The sequence below is a fragment of the Aeromonas sp. Y318-3 genome (assembly GCF_027706185.1).
Taxonomy (GTDB): Bacteria; Pseudomonadota; Gammaproteobacteria; order Enterobacterales; family Aeromonadaceae; genus Aeromonas; species Aeromonas veronii.
The window spans coordinates 194807-212474 of the sequence record NZ_JAPDCN010000005.1 but is presented as its reverse complement, the minus strand read 5'-3'; the positions used below and the strand labels follow the sequence as shown (position 1 = coordinate 212474).

General features: G+C 58.4%; 27 protein-coding genes. 12 read left to right on the top strand and 15 right to left on the bottom strand.

Going from position 1 to position 17668, the window contains the following annotated elements; all coding sequences use genetic code 11:
- Window positions 1–51: 51 nt before the first annotated feature.
- From OKB77_RS09220 to OKB77_RS24070, 15 genes are all read right to left on the bottom strand, one after another.
- Window positions 52–654, bottom strand: coding sequence for a 3'-5' exonuclease (locus OKB77_RS09220; protein ID WP_270817441.1), 603 nt, complete (start codon window positions 652–654; stop codon window positions 52–54).
- A 2-nt stretch (window positions 655–656) separates the two neighbouring features.
- On the bottom strand, window positions 657–1148 hold the full coding sequence (locus OKB77_RS09215; RefSeq protein ID WP_223924819.1) for a hypothetical protein: 492 nt from the start codon (window positions 1146–1148) through the stop codon (window positions 657–659).
- Entirely contained in the window at window positions 1145–3478 is a 2334-nt protein-coding gene (locus tag OKB77_RS09210; protein ID WP_443111794.1) for a replication endonuclease, read from the bottom strand. Before OKB77_RS09210 ends, OKB77_RS09215 begins: the two co-directional genes overlap by 4 nt.
- The gene (locus tag OKB77_RS09205) at window positions 3475–3732 is read right to left on the bottom strand and encodes a hypothetical protein (protein ID WP_270817440.1); all 258 of its coding nucleotides are present in this window, start codon (window positions 3730–3732) and stop codon (window positions 3475–3477) included. Before OKB77_RS09205 ends, OKB77_RS09210 begins: the two co-directional genes overlap by 4 nt.
- The gene (locus tag OKB77_RS09200) at window positions 3729–4043 is read right to left on the bottom strand and encodes a hypothetical protein (RefSeq protein ID WP_103858623.1); all 315 of its coding nucleotides are present in this window, start codon (window positions 4041–4043) and stop codon (window positions 3729–3731) included. Before OKB77_RS09200 ends, OKB77_RS09205 begins: the two co-directional genes overlap by 4 nt.
- Window positions 4040–4468, bottom strand: a complete 429-nt coding sequence (locus tag OKB77_RS09195) for a hypothetical protein (RefSeq protein ID WP_270817439.1) — start codon at window positions 4466–4468, stop codon at window positions 4040–4042. The genes OKB77_RS09200 and OKB77_RS09195 overlap by 4 nt, the downstream gene beginning before the upstream one ends.
- Window positions 4465–4674 carry a hypothetical protein gene (locus OKB77_RS09190; RefSeq protein WP_039040893.1) on the bottom strand — a complete coding sequence of 70 codons (210 nt, stop codon included), beginning with the start codon at window positions 4672–4674 and terminating at the stop codon, window positions 4465–4467. The genes OKB77_RS09195 and OKB77_RS09190 overlap by 4 nt, the downstream gene beginning before the upstream one ends.
- Window positions 4671–4868 (bottom strand): hypothetical protein, encoded by a 198-nt coding sequence (locus OKB77_RS09185; protein WP_103858625.1) that lies wholly within the window; start codon window positions 4866–4868, stop codon window positions 4671–4673. Before OKB77_RS09185 ends, OKB77_RS09190 begins: the two co-directional genes overlap by 4 nt.
- A complete protein-coding gene (locus tag OKB77_RS09180) occupies window positions 4865–5038 on the bottom strand; it encodes a hypothetical protein (RefSeq protein ID WP_270817438.1) in 174 nt (57 codons plus the stop codon). The genes OKB77_RS09185 and OKB77_RS09180 overlap by 4 nt, the downstream gene beginning before the upstream one ends.
- A 2-nt stretch (window positions 5039–5040) precedes the next feature.
- On the bottom strand, window positions 5041–5217 hold the full coding sequence (locus OKB77_RS09175) for a hypothetical protein (protein ID WP_162852055.1): 177 nt from the start codon (window positions 5215–5217) through the stop codon (window positions 5041–5043).
- 61 nt (window positions 5218–5278) lie between these two features.
- A complete protein-coding gene (locus tag OKB77_RS09170; protein WP_103858626.1) occupies window positions 5279–5737 on the bottom strand; it encodes a hypothetical protein in 459 nt (152 codons plus the stop codon).
- Window positions 5738–5761: 24 nt separating this feature from the next.
- A complete protein-coding gene (locus tag OKB77_RS09165) occupies window positions 5762–6061 on the bottom strand; it encodes an ogr/Delta-like zinc finger family protein (protein ID WP_223956158.1) in 300 nt (99 codons plus the stop codon).
- 11 nt (window positions 6062–6072) lie between these two features.
- Window positions 6073–6588, bottom strand: a complete 516-nt coding sequence (locus OKB77_RS09160) for a phage regulatory CII family protein (RefSeq protein ID WP_258040000.1) — start codon at window positions 6586–6588, stop codon at window positions 6073–6075.
- Between the two features lie 28 nt (window positions 6589–6616).
- Window positions 6617–6901, bottom strand: coding sequence for a hypothetical protein (locus tag OKB77_RS09155; RefSeq protein WP_103858628.1), 285 nt, complete (start codon window positions 6899–6901; stop codon window positions 6617–6619).
- Window positions 6902–6906: 5 nt separating this feature from the next.
- A complete protein-coding gene (locus tag OKB77_RS24070; protein ID WP_443111793.1) occupies window positions 6907–7203 on the bottom strand; it encodes a Cro/CI family transcriptional regulator in 297 nt (98 codons plus the stop codon).
- 122 nt (window positions 7204–7325) lie between these two features.
- Between OKB77_RS24070 and OKB77_RS09145 the strand changes: the two genes are divergently transcribed.
- The 12 genes from OKB77_RS09145 (at window position 7326) to OKB77_RS09090 (ending at window position 17558) form a co-directional block, all read left to right on the top strand.
- Window positions 7326–8009, top strand: coding sequence for a LexA family protein (locus tag OKB77_RS09145; RefSeq protein ID WP_270817437.1), 684 nt, complete (start codon window positions 7326–7328; stop codon window positions 8007–8009).
- A 455-nt stretch (window positions 8010–8464) separates the two neighbouring features.
- The gene (locus OKB77_RS09140) at window positions 8465–9007 is read left to right on the top strand and encodes a hypothetical protein (protein WP_161646732.1); all 543 of its coding nucleotides are present in this window, start codon (window positions 8465–8467) and stop codon (window positions 9005–9007) included.
- Window positions 9007–10059, top strand: coding sequence for a site-specific integrase (locus OKB77_RS09135; RefSeq protein ID WP_223924829.1), 1053 nt, complete (start codon window positions 9007–9009; stop codon window positions 10057–10059). Before OKB77_RS09140 ends, OKB77_RS09135 begins: the two co-directional genes overlap by 1 nt.
- A gap of 386 nt (window positions 10060–10445) precedes the next feature.
- Window positions 10446–11642, top strand: coding sequence for a tyrosine-type recombinase/integrase (locus OKB77_RS09130; protein WP_270817436.1), 1197 nt, complete (start codon window positions 10446–10448; stop codon window positions 11640–11642).
- Between the two features lie 12 nt (window positions 11643–11654).
- Window positions 11655–12071, top strand: coding sequence for a Mor transcription activator family protein (locus OKB77_RS09125; protein WP_270817435.1), 417 nt, complete (start codon window positions 11655–11657; stop codon window positions 12069–12071).
- 61 nt (window positions 12072–12132) lie between these two features.
- Window positions 12133–12348: a helix-turn-helix transcriptional regulator gene (locus tag OKB77_RS09120; protein WP_270817434.1), complete on the top strand. Its 216-nt coding sequence runs from the start codon at window positions 12133–12135 to the stop codon at window positions 12346–12348.
- A gap of 9 nt (window positions 12349–12357) precedes the next feature.
- Entirely contained in the window at window positions 12358–12810 is a 453-nt protein-coding gene (locus tag OKB77_RS09115) for a hypothetical protein (RefSeq protein WP_270817433.1), read from the top strand.
- A 3-nt stretch (window positions 12811–12813) separates the two neighbouring features.
- Window positions 12814–13320, top strand: a complete 507-nt coding sequence (locus OKB77_RS09110; RefSeq protein WP_270817432.1) for a hypothetical protein — start codon at window positions 12814–12816, stop codon at window positions 13318–13320.
- Window positions 13317–13481, top strand: a complete 165-nt coding sequence (locus OKB77_RS09105; protein WP_201955369.1) for a hypothetical protein — start codon at window positions 13317–13319, stop codon at window positions 13479–13481. The genes OKB77_RS09110 and OKB77_RS09105 overlap by 4 nt, the downstream gene beginning before the upstream one ends.
- Window positions 13478–13735 carry a hypothetical protein gene (locus OKB77_RS09100; RefSeq protein ID WP_270817431.1) on the top strand — a complete coding sequence of 86 codons (258 nt, stop codon included), beginning with the start codon at window positions 13478–13480 and terminating at the stop codon, window positions 13733–13735. Before OKB77_RS09105 ends, OKB77_RS09100 begins: the two co-directional genes overlap by 4 nt.
- The gene (locus OKB77_RS09095; RefSeq protein ID WP_270817430.1) at window positions 13728–15692 is read left to right on the top strand and encodes a DNA primase family protein; all 1965 of its coding nucleotides are present in this window, start codon (window positions 13728–13730) and stop codon (window positions 15690–15692) included. Before OKB77_RS09100 ends, OKB77_RS09095 begins: the two co-directional genes overlap by 8 nt.
- 939 nt (window positions 15693–16631) lie before the next feature.
- A complete protein-coding gene (locus tag OKB77_RS09090) occupies window positions 16632–17558 on the top strand; it encodes a hypothetical protein (protein WP_270817429.1) in 927 nt (308 codons plus the stop codon).
- The last annotated feature ends 110 nt before the right edge of the window (window positions 17559–17668 follow it).

Genomic DNA, 17668 nt, shown 5'->3' with positions numbered 1-17668 from the left:
TACCGAGGCGGGTGATCACATCACCCGGTTTCGGATATTTGCGGGGGTCTCTCACGCCTCACCCCCCGCCACGCCGTAGCCGTTCATCGCTGCCTGCATCCGCTGATAGATGGCGCTGACGTAGCGGGCCTGATGCTTGGCATCATCCAGCGCGCGATGGGCCACCCCCTCGAATGGCATGTCCTTTTTCGGGTCAAAGCCCAGCAGGTCACGCCCCATATCTACAACGGTGCGCACGTCCCGATCCTGGAAGCCGTTCCAGAAGCCAATAAAGCGCACTTTTCTTACCGCTTCATAGGCGCTGGCCATGATGGTGCAGTCAAACCCAGCACCGTTACCCCATACACAGGGGCGCTTGCCTTCTTGCATCAGCCACGCCTGAAACTTTTGCAGTGCCTGGAGAAGCGCCATCCGCTTTTCGCAATCTACGTTATAGGCAATGGCCGCGCGTGCTTCATCACTCTGCCCCAGCCACCACAGCACGGTGTCAGGGTCCATCTCTCCGAAGCGGGCACTATCGTTCAGGTCGATATGCGCCTCGAACTCGGCGCCCAGTTCACCGGTCATCTGGTCAAAGAACACGGCCCCGATGGTGACGATGGCCGCGCGGGGGCCTTTTCCCATGGTTTCCAGATCCAGCATGACGTTATGCATGGTTACTCTCCTGCTTCGATTTGACGGTGGTCAGCCACTACCTGGTGCAGGTTTGGCTGGTATGTTGGGTTGAGCTGTTCGGCTGCGCCCGGGTTGGCGCGGTCGATGGCGCTGCCCGGTGCGATGAAGAGGGTGCGGCCAGTAACGGCGCACCGGATGGTGCCGCTCTGGTCGATGGCCACTGGGGTGAGCCCGTCCACGATATGGCGGCGGCCAACCGAGCGGCCATCAGCGGTCAGCACTGGCACGGTGGGGCGGCTGGACTTGGCCTGAAACGGGTTCGGCACCTCGGCGGCGAGGGCCGGCAGGGCCAGCAGCGATGGGCGAGGGTGGCGGCGGCGTAGGATGGCACAGGCCACGGCCTGCTGTTTGCCCTTGAGCATCCCCACCCACTGGCTGATCTCGTTGGCAGGCCAGCGCTGCTGGAGAATGCAGGTCACCCGGTTATCCAGGCGGCGGTACTCTTCGCGGTTGACGGTCTGATTGCTGTTCATGCCCACTCCTCGCTGTAGTCGTCCTGTTCCTGTATCCACTCCGGCGCATCCAGCCCTTCCAGCACGCGCCACATCTCGGACTGATAGGGCTCAGGCAGCATCTCGATCCAGCGGTGCGCCCCGGCGTGGCCCTGTGCCTGGTAGACCTTGCCGCAGAGCTCAACCAGCGTCGGCCAGTCCTCATCGCCTTCCGGTACCGCGTACTCATCCGGCTGGCCCTGTTCGTCTGGCACCTGGCCTTCTGGCTGCCAGTCCGGCTCGCTCGGGAGCGCTCGGCTCGACTGCACCTGGCCGTTTTCCAGCCGGAGGGTGTAGCCGTCCGCAGTCACGCTGGCACCTGCCCGCAAACGCCCGATGGAGAAGGGAGATAAACCCCATTGCTCTGCCATCAACTGATCCGCGAACGCCTCAGGATCCGGCTGCGTACAGTTATTGTCAGAGCTCCAAGGTGCCGGGCTGTCGCCCGTCTTAACCCCAACACCCCCAGCCGAAACTCTGGCGGCCTTGGCGGCCTCATAGGTGCCTGCTGGCACCACTTCCCACCCTTGCAGGCGGGTCTTGATACCCAGGCGAGCGGTGTGCAACCCCATCAGGCGCTTGATGTCTTCGCCGTAGCTGTTGGCCTGCTCTTCGATGAGGTGGGCCAGCTTGATTGGGTGCTCGGCACGGGTGGCCAGTGCGCCGCCCATGGCTTCGAGGTAGCAGCGAAAGATGGCGTTATCGGCGGCATAGCGGGCCGCCTCAAAGCGCGGGTCTTGCAGCACTGGCTTGGGTGGCCCCACCAGATCGCCGTTCTTCTTGGCGTTGCTGATGCGGCGCAGCTCGCGCCATACCCCGACCGGTGCGCCGCCGATCTGCTGGAAGGTGCGGATCCCCCACCAACTGGCCCATGCGCACGCATGCAGCGCGCCTTGGTCGGCTGGAGTGTTTGCCTCTTCGTCGTCACCGACATAGGCGCCGTCGATGTTCTTGGCGATGTACTTGGCGAGATAGCCGGTCGCATCACCCTTGGCCGGGTCGATCATCTTCCAGTCGAACCGGGGCGTGATATCGGTAAAGGTGGGGGCGGCCATGGGGACCCGCACCAGCTCGCTCTTGTCGTCGGTCAGGGCGTAGTGCTGCAGGGTGCTGATCACCGCATTGCGGTCTGACGGGCGCATAAACAGCAGCATGTGCCAGTGCGGGGTTCCATCGTGGTGAGGCTCGCATACCCGAAAGCCGTAGACAGGTAACTCATTGCGCTTGAGTGAGGCGCGGGTCAGGCTCCACAGCTTGGCCAGATAGGCGCAGGTGTCGCGCGGGGTGGCGCCCTGGTACTTGTCGTTTTCGACGGTCTTACCGTTGCGGCCGGTCTTCCAGGTGTGAAATCGGCTCGGCGCCGTCCAGGTGAAGAAGACCCCCACATGGCCCTGCTCCTCGGCGTAGTCTTCAAACCCGCGCATGCGGGTCATCATCTCGGCGCGGCGGTTGACCGGGTTGGCATTGCTCGCTTCCCAGCAGTCCTTCATCGAGACAACCAGGTCGTGCTGCTCGTTCATCACCTCCGACTCGGCCAGCCAGCGCATCATAGCCCGCTTGCGCTCGCGTACCACTTTCATGGTGCCGTTCGAGACGTAGGCGGAGACCCCCTTGCGCACCTTGCCCAGCAGGATGGCGATGTGCTCTTGCAGCCGATCCCAGCAGCGGTTGATGCGTTTCTCCCACCATTTGGCGGAGAGCAGGCGCACCATCACGCTCAGGATCCAGTTATCCCGCGCCTCTTTGGTTTTGAAGTCCGGCATCCTGCCGATGAACCCCCACTGGTCGGCAGGCTGCTTGATGGATTCCCATGTCTCCATCAGATCCAGTTCACCAGCGGCGGCGTTCTGCTCGATGTTCTTCCAGATGGCGGCAGTCTGGTTGGCGAACTGGTGGGCCACCCGCTTGCGCCCGTCGTCGTCGCGTAGCTGCTGGGCATCGACCGGCAGCGCCATCACCAGGGAGCGGACCCACTTCACCCGCTCCCGCAGCCAGATGTTTGCGCTACGGCAGTGGCGGGCGGTCCCATCTTTGCGGCGGCGCACGTACTGCTTGAACAGCACCTGGGTGAACTGCATTGAGAGGCCATCGAGCAGCTGCACCGCCCAGACCAGATCGGATTCACCAGGGGCACCGACAAAGGCGGCCTCCAGCTTGGTGCCTGGCATGGCATTGGCGAGGGCATCGATACGGGCCTTGAGGGTCTTCTTGGATAGCGGTAGCTGGTTGCGTTTTGGCGTCGGCAGGCGGCTGATGGCAAACCCAAGATGGCCAGCCTCGGCGGCTGGCCCTGTTTTCTGTTGGTTGGTCATTGGTGATGGGTCCCCGACAGCGCTTTGATGTTGTTCCGGCAGGAGGCCAGCGTATGGCGGGCATGTCTCGCCATCTTTCTGGCGGCGACACACTGGCGCAGGGTCAGGGAGACCGTGCAGCGCGGGCGAGGGGATAGCTGACGCATTGCCAGCAGGTCGCGCTGGTAGCTGCGCAGGCGGGCCTCGTCGCCCATCATGGTGTCGAACCATCTATCCACACGGGTTTGCAGGTCGGAGATCAGGCGGTGGCTCATTTGATGGTCTCCCCCAGTCCGTGGAGTGGCTCGCAGTCTGCCCACCACTCGGCGATCTCTCTGGCCAGCACCACCTCACCGCCACCCAGCGCCAACCAGTACACGGCGCGGATGGCGCCAAGGGCCAGCAGCTCCTGGGCGATATTGCGGTTGCGCTTGGCGTCGCAGCCCGAGGTGTTGAATTCCTCCTGTGCCGCCTCCCAGTGCTTGGTCAGCGGGCTGACCGGCGCCGGCGGCTGCATATGGGTGGGGCCTTCCTCTGTGGTGCCCTGGTCATCCTGCGGGGCCTCCAGTTCAAACAGGTCTGTCATGCCAGCGTCTCCTCGTCGTCGCGGTCTGCATTGGCCTCGCGGCTGGCCAGTGCCAGCAGCCCATACATCGCCAGCAGCAGCACTGCTGAGCGAGTGACAACCAGATCCTCACGCCGCAGGCCATCACCCTGGTTCAGCTCTGCCAGCAATTGCACGACCAGCTCGCCGGTGTCCTCGAAGGCAGCCAGCCGCTTGCTCAGCTCGTCGGCTGACCTATAGCCAATGCAATGAGCGGCGGCTGACATGGCGACCAGGCTGGTGTTTACCTCACCGACAAGCGGCTCTGGTAGCGAATCGCCGTTAACGCCGACCCAGTCGCTCAGGCTGGCGGCGGTGGTTTTGACCACCCCATACAAATCCAGCACAGCCAGCTCTGCGGCCAGACGGGCCCGCATTGCCATTGGGTTTACATAGACTTCGCTCATGCCTCATCCCCCATCACGGAGTCGTCATCGAGCAGATCGGCAGGGCGGCTGGTCACGACCAGTTGCACCTGGATGTACTCATCACCGGAGTAGAGCTCGCCCAGTGCGATGCGGTTTTCCTGCTCGCCGGTGGCCAGCAGCTCGGTCAGCAGCGGCAACACGGCCCGCTCTGCCCGCTTGGCGATGTGAATGGCGTCGATGCTCATGAATGGGCCCTCCGGTTCATGGTGTGGAATAGCTGATGCCAGCGCTGGTTCTGTTTGGCCTGGGCCATCAGGGACTTACCCTCCGACCCACGGTAGAGGTAGGAGTAATCGGTGCTGGCGCGAAGCCGCGCCGTCAATTCGTGCACGGCGGCAATGGCGGTTTGCCGGTTGACCGGCTGCAACAGCGTGTTCATGCCACCCCCTCGATGATGCGGATAGCGCCAGAGGTCAGGCGCTCCATGCGGGCGTAGCCGTTCCGGCCGCGCAGCCAGGTGGTACCGCAGTTGATGTAACCGCGGCGGACCAGATAGGCGGATGCCGCCTTGATAGTCGGTTCGGTGTGACGCGTGATAACGGCGGCCATGATCAGATCCCCCCACGGCGGTTGACGCATGACCAGACCGCACGCCAGGCCATGGCGGCTGGGCGTTCTACTGCATGGATCAGGTCTGGGCTGGCGCGGTAACGCTGACCACGGCAGGCCAGCTTGCGGTTTTGCAGGCGCAGGTTGCGCAATTGGTCACGAATGGCTAAAGTTGGCATGTCAATTCTCCTGGTTGACGATGGAAAGCCCGCTGGTGTTGTCGCACCGATAGCGGGTTTTTTATTGCCCGATGGCCCTGGGGCCTGACTGGCACATCTCACTGCCCGCCAGCACGGCGCGTTTCATGCGCAGCTTGGCGGCCCTTTCTCTCTTCTCTCTCTCGATATCCCCGATAGGCCTGGTCACTGGCGCCGGGTGCCACACCTGGGTGTCACAGCCGCCGCGAAACTCCCCCTGGTACTCCAGTGCGATCACCGCCAGCCTGACCGCCTCGCGCTGTGCATGGGGTAGGGCTGACAAGGTGGCGGTCATCAGCTCGCCCCGTGGCTGGCGGGCGATGGTACAGATGGCCGCCTTCTTGGCTTGGCTCAGGGCCAGCCAGTCGGTGTCCAGACTGGATCGCGTTTTGCCGAACAACTCCCGCAGGATCTGGCAGCCGGCGGTGTTCATGGCCACCTGCTCGTCGGGGGTCAGCCCCGCCAGGTTGCGCTGTTCATGGTCGATGCGTTGCGTTTGCATGGGGTTCTCCTTGCGGTATGGGGCCTAGGCCCCTTCCTGTTCTGCGGCGGTTTCTGCGACCCCGGCCTGCTTGAGCGCCTCAATGGCGGGGAACGGGCGAGGGTGGGTTGGGATGGGCTGGGCGGTATGCACGACCGGCAGTACCACCGCCGGGTTTCTCAGTTCTGCCGGTTTCAGCTCTGCCACAATTTCGGCCAACACCTTGCAGCGGAAATTGCACTCAACATTGGAGCATCGCTGATATGACTCGAAAGACAGCAGGCTCATTGGGCGAGTCGTGCGGCTGGTCATACGGCTCTTGCAGTGGGGGCAACGTAATCTCATGGTCTGGTCTCCTAGGCGCCGAGGGCGGCGCGGGCCATATCCGCAGCGCATGCCAAGCTGGGGATGGCGTGAAATCTGTCTTCGACCTCGGTGGCCAGCAGCACCAGGTGCTCGATGCCTGCCCACAAGCCGCCGACGACGGTGTTTCGGTGTGACTTGGTGACGCGGTCACCGGCGAGGATGGTGGTCGCCTGGGCGGTGACGCCGAGGATCTGAGCCCCTGCATTCAGCGCCTGCTGGGCGCGGGCCTCCGGGGTTGGCGCTGCGGCGGCGGGCAGCTTGGTGGCGGTCAGACCGCAGTCAAACAGCAGGCCGTCAAACAGGGTGTCGTCGCCGGTGGTGCGATAAAGGGCGATCAGGTCGAGGGCGGTGAGCTTGTGCTTTTCATTGGCCGGGTCGAACTTGTTGTTCAGTACTCCTCGCGGCATGCCGAGCTCGCGCCCCAGCTCGCTGAGGTTGTAACGCCCCTTGAAGATGTCGCAGGCGGCCGCAAAGTGGTTGTGTGAAAAACAGGACTGGTTTGACACTCTGATTTCCCTCCAAAGGTCGCTATGGTTAGCTGGCGAGTGTGAACAGGGATGACGAGTGTCCCGCCATCTGTTTGGCGATAAACACATGCACCTTGACCATCACCAGCTCATTGGCGCGCGTTTTTTCCATGACATCGAGGCGGCCCGTTTTGACCCAGTGGCGGGCGGTATCGACAGACACCCCGATCCACTCGGCAAACCTGGCGATGGGCATCAGCGGCGGAATGTCTGCCGAGATCACCAGATTGATCGCGCTGACGGCGGGAGCCTGGGTCGGCCTGGCGGCTGGATTGATATGACGGGGTGGCATGGTGGTTACGCCTTCCCTGGTTGTGCGTTGGTGGGGTCAGCCTTGGCGGCGGCCGTCGCCCGCTGGACGCTGGGGATCGCCTCCAGCGTGGTGCCCGGCGCGACGCGCTGATAGGGGCGCTGTTGGCCAGACGGGGCTGCGGGGTCGGCTTTCAGCGCACCGCCGGTCAACACCTCGATCTGGTAGGCGCGGCCCTGGGGGATGGTGTCGCCCCACTGGGAAACGGCCGCCTCTGAAATGTTCAGCTTCCTCGCCAGCTCAGCCGCTGAGCCGAAGTAGTTAATGACATCTGCTTTTTTCACACTCACTCACCCAAACCTTAAGTTTTGATATGGGCGATCCTAACTTAGGGTTCAACCATAAACAAGCTTAAGTTTTGGTTTATTTAACCTTAAGGTTTTCCTTTGAAAGTTAAGCTAGGTTAATGCACATATCGGATCGAATACTCAGCAGAAGAACTGCTCTCGGCCTTTCCAAAACCGCACTAGCCAAGGCGATTGGCATAAGCGGTGTTTCGGTGGGGAAATGGGAATCAGGGCTGAACCAGCCAAAAGGCCGCTACCTCAACGACTTAGCGGCTGCGCTTGGCGTGTCTGTCGATTGGCTGCTGACGGGGAAAGAAGAAGGCACCACTGGCGTGGCGGAGTCTCCTTTCCCGGGTTACCGCAACGTAGAACCAGCGGTCATCCCACAGGGTGGCCGCGTGCCGATCCTTAGCTATGTGCAGGCCGGCAACTGGCGCGAAATGTGCGAACAGGCCACGGGCTTTGATGGCAACGTGGAGTATGTGACGGCCAGTGTGGACATCGGGCCCCGCGGCTTTGGCCTCTGGCTGCGCGGCAACTCGATGACCCCGCAATTCAATGAGGGTGACTTGGTGATCGTGGACCCTGACGAACAGCCACGCCCGGGGGATTTCGTGGTCGCCAAGAACGGCAGCGAAGAGGCCACCTTCAAAAAGTACCGGCCCCGTGGCATTGATGAGAGTGGGCAAGAGGTGTTTGAACTGGTCCCCCTCAACGACGATTACCCGCCCATGCACTCCGACCGGCAGCACATCGAGATCATCGGCGTGATGGTAGAACACCGTATTTTTAGAAAACGATAACAAGGGCGCCTATGCGCCCTTGCTTTTGCTTACCGATGGAATGGATAGCGACATGCGCAAACCTATAAAAATCATCATCGCGATGGCCTGCACCTTAGCGATGTTCAGCGCTTCTCCCACCTTCGCCAAAGGACGAAAGCCCTGCTCAGGCAGCAAGGGTGGGATCTCTCATTGTGATGGGGAGCGGTTTGTCTGTAACGATGGCTCATACAGCGCCAGCAAGAAGATATGCAGCGCGGGCGGGTCGAGTGCCTCAGGGATAAGCAGCTCTTCTGGTTCCCGAAAATATTCCTCCACGACGCGGAAGCGCAGTTACACCAGCACCCGCAGAAGCAAGGGATAATCCACCATGCTCTGCGACAGGCTGCAATTCGACGTGGTGGTTTAACTCTTCCGCATCTTCAAGTGGTCGGGTGATAGCATCCTTGGTGAAACATTTGTGAGTGATGGTGAATATGAAACGTATGAAAATTTTTCCAACGCTGTTTATTTCCGCTTGCTTGGCTGTATCCGCATCCTCTGCGTATGCAGCTAAATTCAGTAACCCTGATGAAATGATTACCGAATTCAGCGATTTCTATGCTGAAAACAATAGCTATGAACTAGTGTCGAAAGACCCTGTCCATATCAGGCTTTCAGCTCCTGTGGTTGACGGGGATCATGTCGATGTTATTCGTGAGCAGAATCAGCGAGCGCTTGTCTATGGTATTTACCGCTCACTGGCCTTAACTGAAGCACAATCAATAACTGTCACCGCCGTTCCGATTGAAATTGATTTTGGAAAAAACTCCGGAAAGCCTAAGTTTTTAAATGATTGGGAGGTCACTGTTACCAAAGATAGAAAACAAGCTCTATCAGACATCAACAAGGTAATGAAAGTAAAAAGCCTTGATGAGCTTTTTAAAAGTGACAACCAATGGAATGACAGATTTAAAAATTCTGTTTATTACAATGCGGCAGGGTTGAACAATCTTGTATCAGTTATCCTGAAAAACTAATGACAGTACGGAAACTCGATGACGGCAAGCCCAAGCTCTGGCTTGCCGAGGTCTACCCTCAAGGTCGTGATGGCCCCCGCAAGCGTCGTCGCTTTGCCACCAAGGGCGAAGCGTTGGCATGGGAAAAACACATGCTGGCCCAGCCCTGGCAACAGCCAGAGGCGAGCAATGTGGATGAACGGCGGCTGAGCGACCTGGTGGCACTCTGGTATGGTCGCCACGGCCAGACCCTGACCGATGGCGACCGCCGTCGTGACAAGCTGATCTGGTTGGCTGAGGCGCTGGGCAACCCGCTGGCGACCGAGTTCACCGCCCAGCAGTTTGCGGCCTACCGCGAACGGAGGCTGGCGGGTGAACTTTATGTGCCCGGTCAGCGCAAACAGGTCTCCCCGACCACCATCAACCGCGAACTGCTCTACCTGCAGGCCGTGTTCAACGAGCTCGGCCGCCTGGGGGAGTGGGCCCACGGCAACCCGCTCGAGGTGCTGCGCCAGTACAAGGTGCAAGAATCCGAGCTGGCGTTCCTCAACCAGGATGAAATCGAACAGCTGCTGGCAGCGTGCGTAGGGCTGAACGACTTGTGGCTGATTGTGATGCTGTGCCTTTCGACCGGGGCGCGTTGGTCCGAGATTGAAAAGCTGACCCGCTCACAGGTCGGCATCGGTCGGTTGACCTTCACCCGCACCAAGGGCAAGAAGAACCGCACCGTGCCGGTGGCCGGGTGGCTGTTGGCCTTGCTGCCCAAGCGAACCGGTCGCCTGTTCGGTGACTGCTACGCCGAGTTCGAGAAGGCGCTGCGCCGTGCGGGGATCACCCTGCCGGCTGGCCAACGCACCCATGTGCTGCGCCACAGCTTTGCCAGCCACTTCATGATGGGCGGTGGCAACATCCTGGTGCTGCAGCGCATCCTCGGCCACACCGACATCAAGATGACCATGCGCTATGCCCACTTCGCCCCGGACCACCTCGAAGATGCGGTCAAACTCAACCCGATCACCGCGATGAAAAATGGCGGCAAAGTGGCGGCAGCGCTCACCAGCGACACCCAATAACCCCCACCCATCCCCAAGCAAACCCGCGAAAACACGGCAACTCATTGATTCACAGCGGCTTGCGATGGTTTCAAAATCCGCCGGTGAATAACCGTGTCGGTTCGAGTCCGACCCCGGGCACCATATTACAGTTTCATGCCGTATCACGGCAGACCTGAAACCCGCATAGCTTAAGGCTCTGCGGGTTTTTTGTTATTTCCTGTCGTATCATATAGCCTCATGACATACCCCCATTGCCGGGGGTACATCTGGGGGTATCAGTCCAGATGGGGGTAAAAAGTACCCCCTCAGGCCACCAGCCCGCGCCGTTACAGGCCCGCAGAGTGTCCACTTTTTGTCCCCCAGCATGCGATAAGTACCCCCAAGCAGAGACGGGAGATACCCCCATGCCGTTATCCGATACCGCAGCCAGGCAAGCCAAGTTCAGCGGCAAGCCTCAGAAGCTTTCCGATGAGAAGGGACTGTTCCTGCTGGTCAATCAGTCTGGTAAGTACTGGCGGCTCAAGTATCGCCATGGTGGCAAAGAGAAGGCGCTTGCCCTGGGTGTCTATCCAGAGGTGTCACTGAAAGAGGCGAGAGCTAAGCGGGATGATGCCCGCCGCCTGATCGCCGATGGCGTTGATCCCGGCTTGGTCCGCAAGCAAAGCAAGGTTGCTAGTCGGCTGGCCAGCGAAAGCAGTTTCGAAGCATTGGCGCGGGAGTGGCACCAAAGCCAGCTTGCCCGTTGGAGCCAAGGCCACGCCACTCGGGTAATCGAATCCTTGGAGGTTGATGCCTTCCCTGATCTGGGGCTTGTTCCTGTTGCTGAACTGACCGCCCCCATGATGCTGGAGGCTCTGCGGAAAGTTGAGAAGCGCGGGGCAACCGAAACAGCTGGGCGAGTACTGCAGCGGATCAGTGCCATTATGCGTTACGCCATCCAGACAGGCCGAGCCAGCTACAACCCAGCCCAAGACCTGAAAGGGGCACTCAAAGCCGCCAAGAAAGAACACCGGCCAGCATTGCCCCGGGCTGAACTGCCAGAGTTTTACCGCCGTCTTGCTGTTGAGCCCCTGAACCCTGCAACTCGCCTTGCCTTCCATCTGCTGATGCTGACCATGACCCGCCCGGGCGAGGTGCGCTTTGCCCGCTGGGATGAATTCGACCTAGAGCGGGCCGAGTGGAGGATCCCTGCTGAGCGGATGAAGATGCGTTCAGAGCATATCGTCCCACTATCCCGGCAGGCGCTGGCTGTCCTTGATGAGCTCCACCAGCTCACCGGTCATTGTGAGCTGTTGTTTCCCAGTGAGCGCAACCTGACCAAGCCCATGAGTGAGAACACCCTGAGCTATGCGATGGGCCGGATGGGATATGCGGGCGTTGCTACTCCTCATGGGTTCCGGGCTCTGGCATCCACCACCTTGAACGAAGAGGGCTTTGATCCGGACGTTATCGAGCGCCAGCTGGCCCACGCTGAACGCAATAAGGTGCGGGCTGCCTATCACCGGGCCGAGTACTTGGATGACCGCCGCAAGCTGTTGCAGTGGCTGGCTGATTTCTATGAATCTCAACAGGGTGGTACCGTACATCTAGTGAATCGTTAGAGAGGCGGTAGCATGACATTTGATTTATCAAGGGCTCCTGACAGTTTTCGTGAAATTGCCGATATTATCGGCACCGAGAAAACTTTTCAGCTAATCGGGCAGCTACCAAGGTGTAAAACAAAAAAGCAAACCCACGTAATTCTGTACGTGCCCAAAAAAATCAAATCCGATCATGCTCTCGCCAAGATTATTGGTGTTGAGCTAGCCACTAAGCTAGTTGAGGCTTTTGGGGGTGAAATTCTCTACCCGCCGATCTGCCATGATCACTATTTGACGTTCAGGAATAAGGCAGTCATAGACATGGTTAAGAGGGGGGCCTCACAAAAGGCCGTGGCCTGGTCGTTTGACATGTCAGACCGGCAGGTGCGCAACATCCTCAAAAAAGCCACCAGTGAACGAGATCCGGAAATCCCCCAAGAGGAACCATAACGCCTCTACATGTGACCTTACGAATCAAGCCGAATCACGGCTATTCAATGAGGCTCACAATATGAAATCCACGCAACACCAAATCCCAGCTATCCCTTCAACAGGATTTGTCCGCTCTGCGGCCATGCTTCCTCATCTGGGTTTTTCATCTGCCACGCTTTGGCGAAAGGTAAAAGATGGATCATTCCCTCAACCAGTCAAATTGTCAGAACGGATCACCGCTTGGCGCGCTGAAGAAGTACACGCCTGGATTGGCGCACAAGGCAAAGCTGCGTAGGGGGCGGAGATGAGCAAAAAAGAAAAGGCCGCACCGCAGAACGGCACGACCCTTAGTAAGCAAAGGGATCATAACATCAAGCCAGCCAAAGGCGCTACCAAGCTCGAGCTGGTGGCCCTTCACTTGGTAGAGAATGGTCCCCAGGGTATCAGTTCACTATCAGCTCTCGCTCGTTTGCATGATCTCAACGCTCGCAACTCAATCAGCGATCTGCGTCGCGATCACGGGATCGCCATTATTGATGAGCTTTTTAGTCATCATCACAGTGGTGATGGAGTAACTCACCTCAAACGGTATTGGGTTGCAGACCGCGACCAAGCTCGGAAGCTGGTGGAACTGATCAACCTGAAACGTAAGCAGCGCGGCGCCGTGTCTATGTCACAAGGTCAGGTTGCCAGCTACTTAGCTCGCTTCCCCATTCATTCCCCTGGCATCTCCACCAGCCAGCCAAACGAGGGGTAAGCCATGAACATGAGAACCAATGGGCGCACCGCCCAGGGCGAGGTCTTGCCCAAATTCAACCTGATGGACTTGCCTGATAACGTGCAACACGGTACGATCTTACCTGTCGTCACCTTAAGCAAGTGGCGGCGTGGCTGGCGGATTAAGCACCCGCAAGCTGTGACTAAACCAAGGACAATTCGCACCTCTTCCCCCATTTCCGGCACCTTGCCGGCGATCTATCCAGTTTTGGGGGCATGGGTCGGGAGCCAAAGAAAACGCCCCCACTGTGCCTTCCTTGGTTTGGCACTGCTTTGCGGCTACCCGATCCGCCTTGGTCTATCAAAACCAAGGATTCATACCATGATCTTCACCTTCCTGATCGCCTCGAGCGCCTGCAGACTGGCAGACCTGCGCCGTATCCGCACCATTACCGCCGTTGCTGACACCGAAGCGCAAGCCCGTATCGCTCTGGCTGGCCTGCCTTTGGTATTCATGTCCCGCACTCCGACTGGGAGGGCCAAGGCATGAGAACTACCAAGCAGAAGAGCCCCGAGTTTTTGGCCGAACTGGCAGACCTCTCCATGCGCCGCGTGCGCCGCATAGTGGATGGCAAGCCGGTTATGGTGACACTGATCAACCTGCCTGATGAGTACCCCCATAAGCCAACCAATAAGGGGGGCAAGGCATGATCTACTTCGCATGGGCAAACGGTAGTGAACAGCCAACCTTCACCGGCCCTATCAACCCACGCACCGGCAAACGTTCACAAGTTGGCAGCCTGAGCGCATTCAACTGGCGAACAGATCGAGATCGGTTTATTGCACAGACCAACGGCGCCGCGGTAGCGGTGACAGCCAAGCAAGCCCGGGAACTGAAAGCCGGATTGGATGAACGGGCTTTCAAGGAGCTGGTGGCCGTGCTGACAGGGGGTTGCAATGAGTGAGATCAACACGCTGGTGGAGGCGGTCGACCATCAAAACAGCCTTCCATCCAGGGCAGGTGCCTTCCTCAACTTCAAAGGCCTGGACAAGATGCAGGTGATCGTCATCCACACCGGTGAACAAGCCAACCGAGATGCGGAGATCAGAGCCACGCTGCAGCGAGCCCATAATGACGCCATCGCGGCAGATAACCCGATAGATCCAGAGTTTGAGCCAGAGCAGGCGTTATATGTTCGTCCGGTCCAACTGGATGAAGGGGGCGAGCTCTACAAAATGGCCGATCGGGATGCCACAGAGCGCGTCATCGTTCACCAGTTCGGCAACTTGGCACCAGAGAAAGCCAAGCGGCTGATCTTGGCATTGCGCAAGCAAGCGCCTAAGGCCGAGCTTTACCGCGGCAACTATGGCCAGAATGCCCAGCCTTGGCAACTGGTGGATGTGGTGGACTTCGAGCAGACGCTGGATCTGGTGAGCGGCAACCAGGGCAATACCAAGGCCAAGCAATCCGCCGCCGCTATCGCGGGGCAGGCAGCTGTTCCTGAGATTTCAGGAGATTGGAGTGACCAGCATCAAGCCAACGGGCTGACCGCAACCAAGGAGGTCATGATCGACAAAATGAGCGCCAGCCAACGGGCGGCTCTGCTGGTGGAGCGCTTGGGGGAGGTTGCGATAAATATCGAGGCTGAGCGTGTGTATCGTTATGACGGCAGTTTGTGGGGGCCGTTGTCAGATACCGAACTGCGCCGGGAGATGGCCGCTATTTTCACTGAGCATGGAGCTCCGTTCAGTGACAAGGGGATTGGGGCTGCAGTATCGACCATGAAGTTGATGATCCCGGTAATGGGGCAACCAAGCCAAGATCTGATCGGGTTTGCCAATGGGGTCTATGACATGGAGGCTCGGGGGTTCCGTCCTCACTCTCCAGCTGATGGCCTGTTGAACCACAATGGTATTGAGTACGCAGCTCCGCTACCTGATGAATGTATCGAGCACCACGCGCCCAGCTTCACCAAGTGGTTGAGACACGCTGCAGAGGATGATGCTGCCAAAATGGATCGCATCAAGGCCGCTCTGTTTATGGTGCTGGCCAACCGCTATGACTGGCAGCTATTCCTTGAGGTGACCGGGGAGGGTGGCAGCGGTAAGAGCATCTTTGCACGGATTGCGACCCTGCTTGCTGGTGGCCCGCGCAATACTGGGTCCGGCAATATGGCCTCCCTGGATACTGCCAGAGGGCGAGCCCAGTTCGTAGACAAGCGGCTGATCGCCTTACCGGACCAATCCAAATACATTGGCGATGGCAGCGGCATCAAGGCCATCACTGGCGGGGATATGGTTGAGATCGATGGCAAGTATGAGAAGCAGTACGGCGCGGTCATTAAGGCGGTGGTACTGGTGACCAACAACGAGCCGATGATCATTACCGAGCGTAATGGGGGAGTATCCCGCCGAAGGGTGATTTTTACCTTTAACCGGGTCGTGGGAGAGACCGACAAAGACCCGCTATTGGGAGAGAAGATAGCGGCAGAGCTGCCGGTGGTGATCCGCCACCTACTTACCCTATTCACAGATCCGGAACGCGCGCGCCTGCTATTGCTGGAGCAACGCAATTCAGGAGACGCTCTTACCATCAAGCGGGCCACGGATCCGGTGATCGATCTTTGCGGGCTGGTGGCTTTTCTCGATGAGCCCAAGGGCCTGATGATGGGAGGTAATCCGGAGATCAAGCGAGAGCCAAGACGCTATCTCTATCACCTCTACCTTGCATTCATGGATTATCACGGACTGGGTCGTCCGCTATCCGTTCAGGGATTTACCCGAGCGGTCAAAGCGGCGGCCAAGGAGTACGGCACCCAGTACAGCAGCAGGACGATCAAGGGCAAGGCCCAAACGAACGTTACACCGACCGAGGCGGCAGAACAGTTCATGCCCCAGGCTGCCGATGTTGGGAATGAATGACGCCATCCAGAAGTAAATGAGGGCTGCCGAGTGTGGCCCTTATGCTTATCGCCGCCATATACGTAGGACTTTTGCAAATGAACCCTACAAACCCTACCCGAATCACTGAAAGCCATGCTGCATAAGGGATTTAAAGAGGTAGGGATATTATTTTTTAACCCTACCTAAACCCTACCTTTTTAGCCTTAACCCTACCATTACCCGAAACAGGTAAACATTCCCCAAAATAGGGAAGGATGGCTTTTTTGGATCAGAGATCGTCACACTGGAAAGTAGTTGGTTCAGTGTTGCTGGTAGGGTCTAAAAGTAGGGATTGGGTAGGGTGTAAATTTTAAACCCTCCCCGCGCAAAGCCAGTCGTATCAAGGCTTTCATCTTGGGTAGGGTTTGTAGGGTATATTTCGGCATAAAAGTTTCCCCCACGCTATTCGCTCAAAATGACCAACAAATGATCGCGGGCAAAATCCCGCGCAAAACTCGTCAGTCACCCATCCGAACCGGTGTCCGCCAAGGGCTGAAACTCCGCGCTTAATCTGGCCGAAGCGGATACCTTCCTTGGTTGGCTGATTTCTTAGCCGACCCCCCACTGATTGGCGCCTAATTTTGCCTTGGGTCCTTCCTCCCGGGGGATCCCCTGCGGGGGCATGGACGCCGCGATCTTTGATATCTGCATGGGCTTTCAAATCGATCACTACGACTATGTCTCCCGAAAAGTCGGGAGATTTAGATCAGTGTTGCTGGGGGCGTGCGCTGATTGCCAGTAGGGCGCCGCGAATGGGGTAACTCAGCCAATGGCTGGGTTAATAAGCAGCAGCCAAAGGCTGACCTGCAGAGCGCTTCTGATTACTTCGTACCAGGGGCGGAAATCCCCCAAGAGGAAGCAATCATGCTGCGTGGGGCAAGCTGTTATCCAGTCAGAGCGATTAGGGTGAACAGAGGCATGAACCAACTGCAAACATTACTCAACGATGCCAAAAGCCAACTTGGTGCCAGTGTCATTTACAACAAGGATGATTCAGTTCGTCACATAATTCCGAAGGCGCCGGCATCCGTATCTACTTTGCTACTTCGCGATCTTACCTTACCGCCATTCCTGGCCGCGGATGCTGACAACAGTATCTATACCCCGTTGGGTACAGAAGCTGGGAAAAAAACCAAGCTCTCTACCGCAATCATGAAGGCAAGCCGTGTAGCCAAAGCTGGCGCCAAGATCATTGTTGTTGAGCAGTCAGGGGAAGCGATTCCGATAGGTAACGGCGAAGTGGTGATGACTCGCCGTACCAATGGTTTCACTTTGGTTGAATCTGCGAAATTTTCTCAAGTGGATGACGATAAAGAGCTGACTAAATCCGCTCTGCCGGTGTTTCGTTCAGAGGTTGATATGGACACCATGCCGGGATTTGGCTTTCGCGTAGAGCTGAGCCGTGCCGAGCAAAAATCATATGAAGACGGGAAATTGGCTGATATCACCCTTGCCGCTATTGCAATGGGGGTGGCCAGAGTTGCCGATATGGTGCTGCTGAAAGCGATTGAGGCTAAGAATCCCTCGCCGTTTTCTCTGGGTGGGGTTGCCGCTCTTGGTTATGAATTCGGTGAGCTCCGGGCTCTCGTTGGGACTTCCGCTCCCGGTGCCGTTGTTGGTCATGATGGTGTGTTGCGGGCTGCTGGTGTGCTGGCTGAGCTGACGCCTGATATATCGACCACCCTGGTCGGCTCCTGGTCTCGTTCCGCTGTGGCTGTTCATGAAGAGATCACTCTGGTAGTTGAGCGCCTTGATGTATCGGGAAAGATGGCCATCACCTGTTGGTGTCATGCCCAAGCGATGCTGCCGAACCCTGCGGCGTTCTGGACAGTTGGGGGAGTATAGAGATGAACAACCGGAAGGGAGGGAGTGTTGACGAGGCCACAGCCCTACCTAATGAGGTTGTGGCAGCAATCGAGGGCGCAACCTTTCATCAGCGCCCAGATGGCGATGAT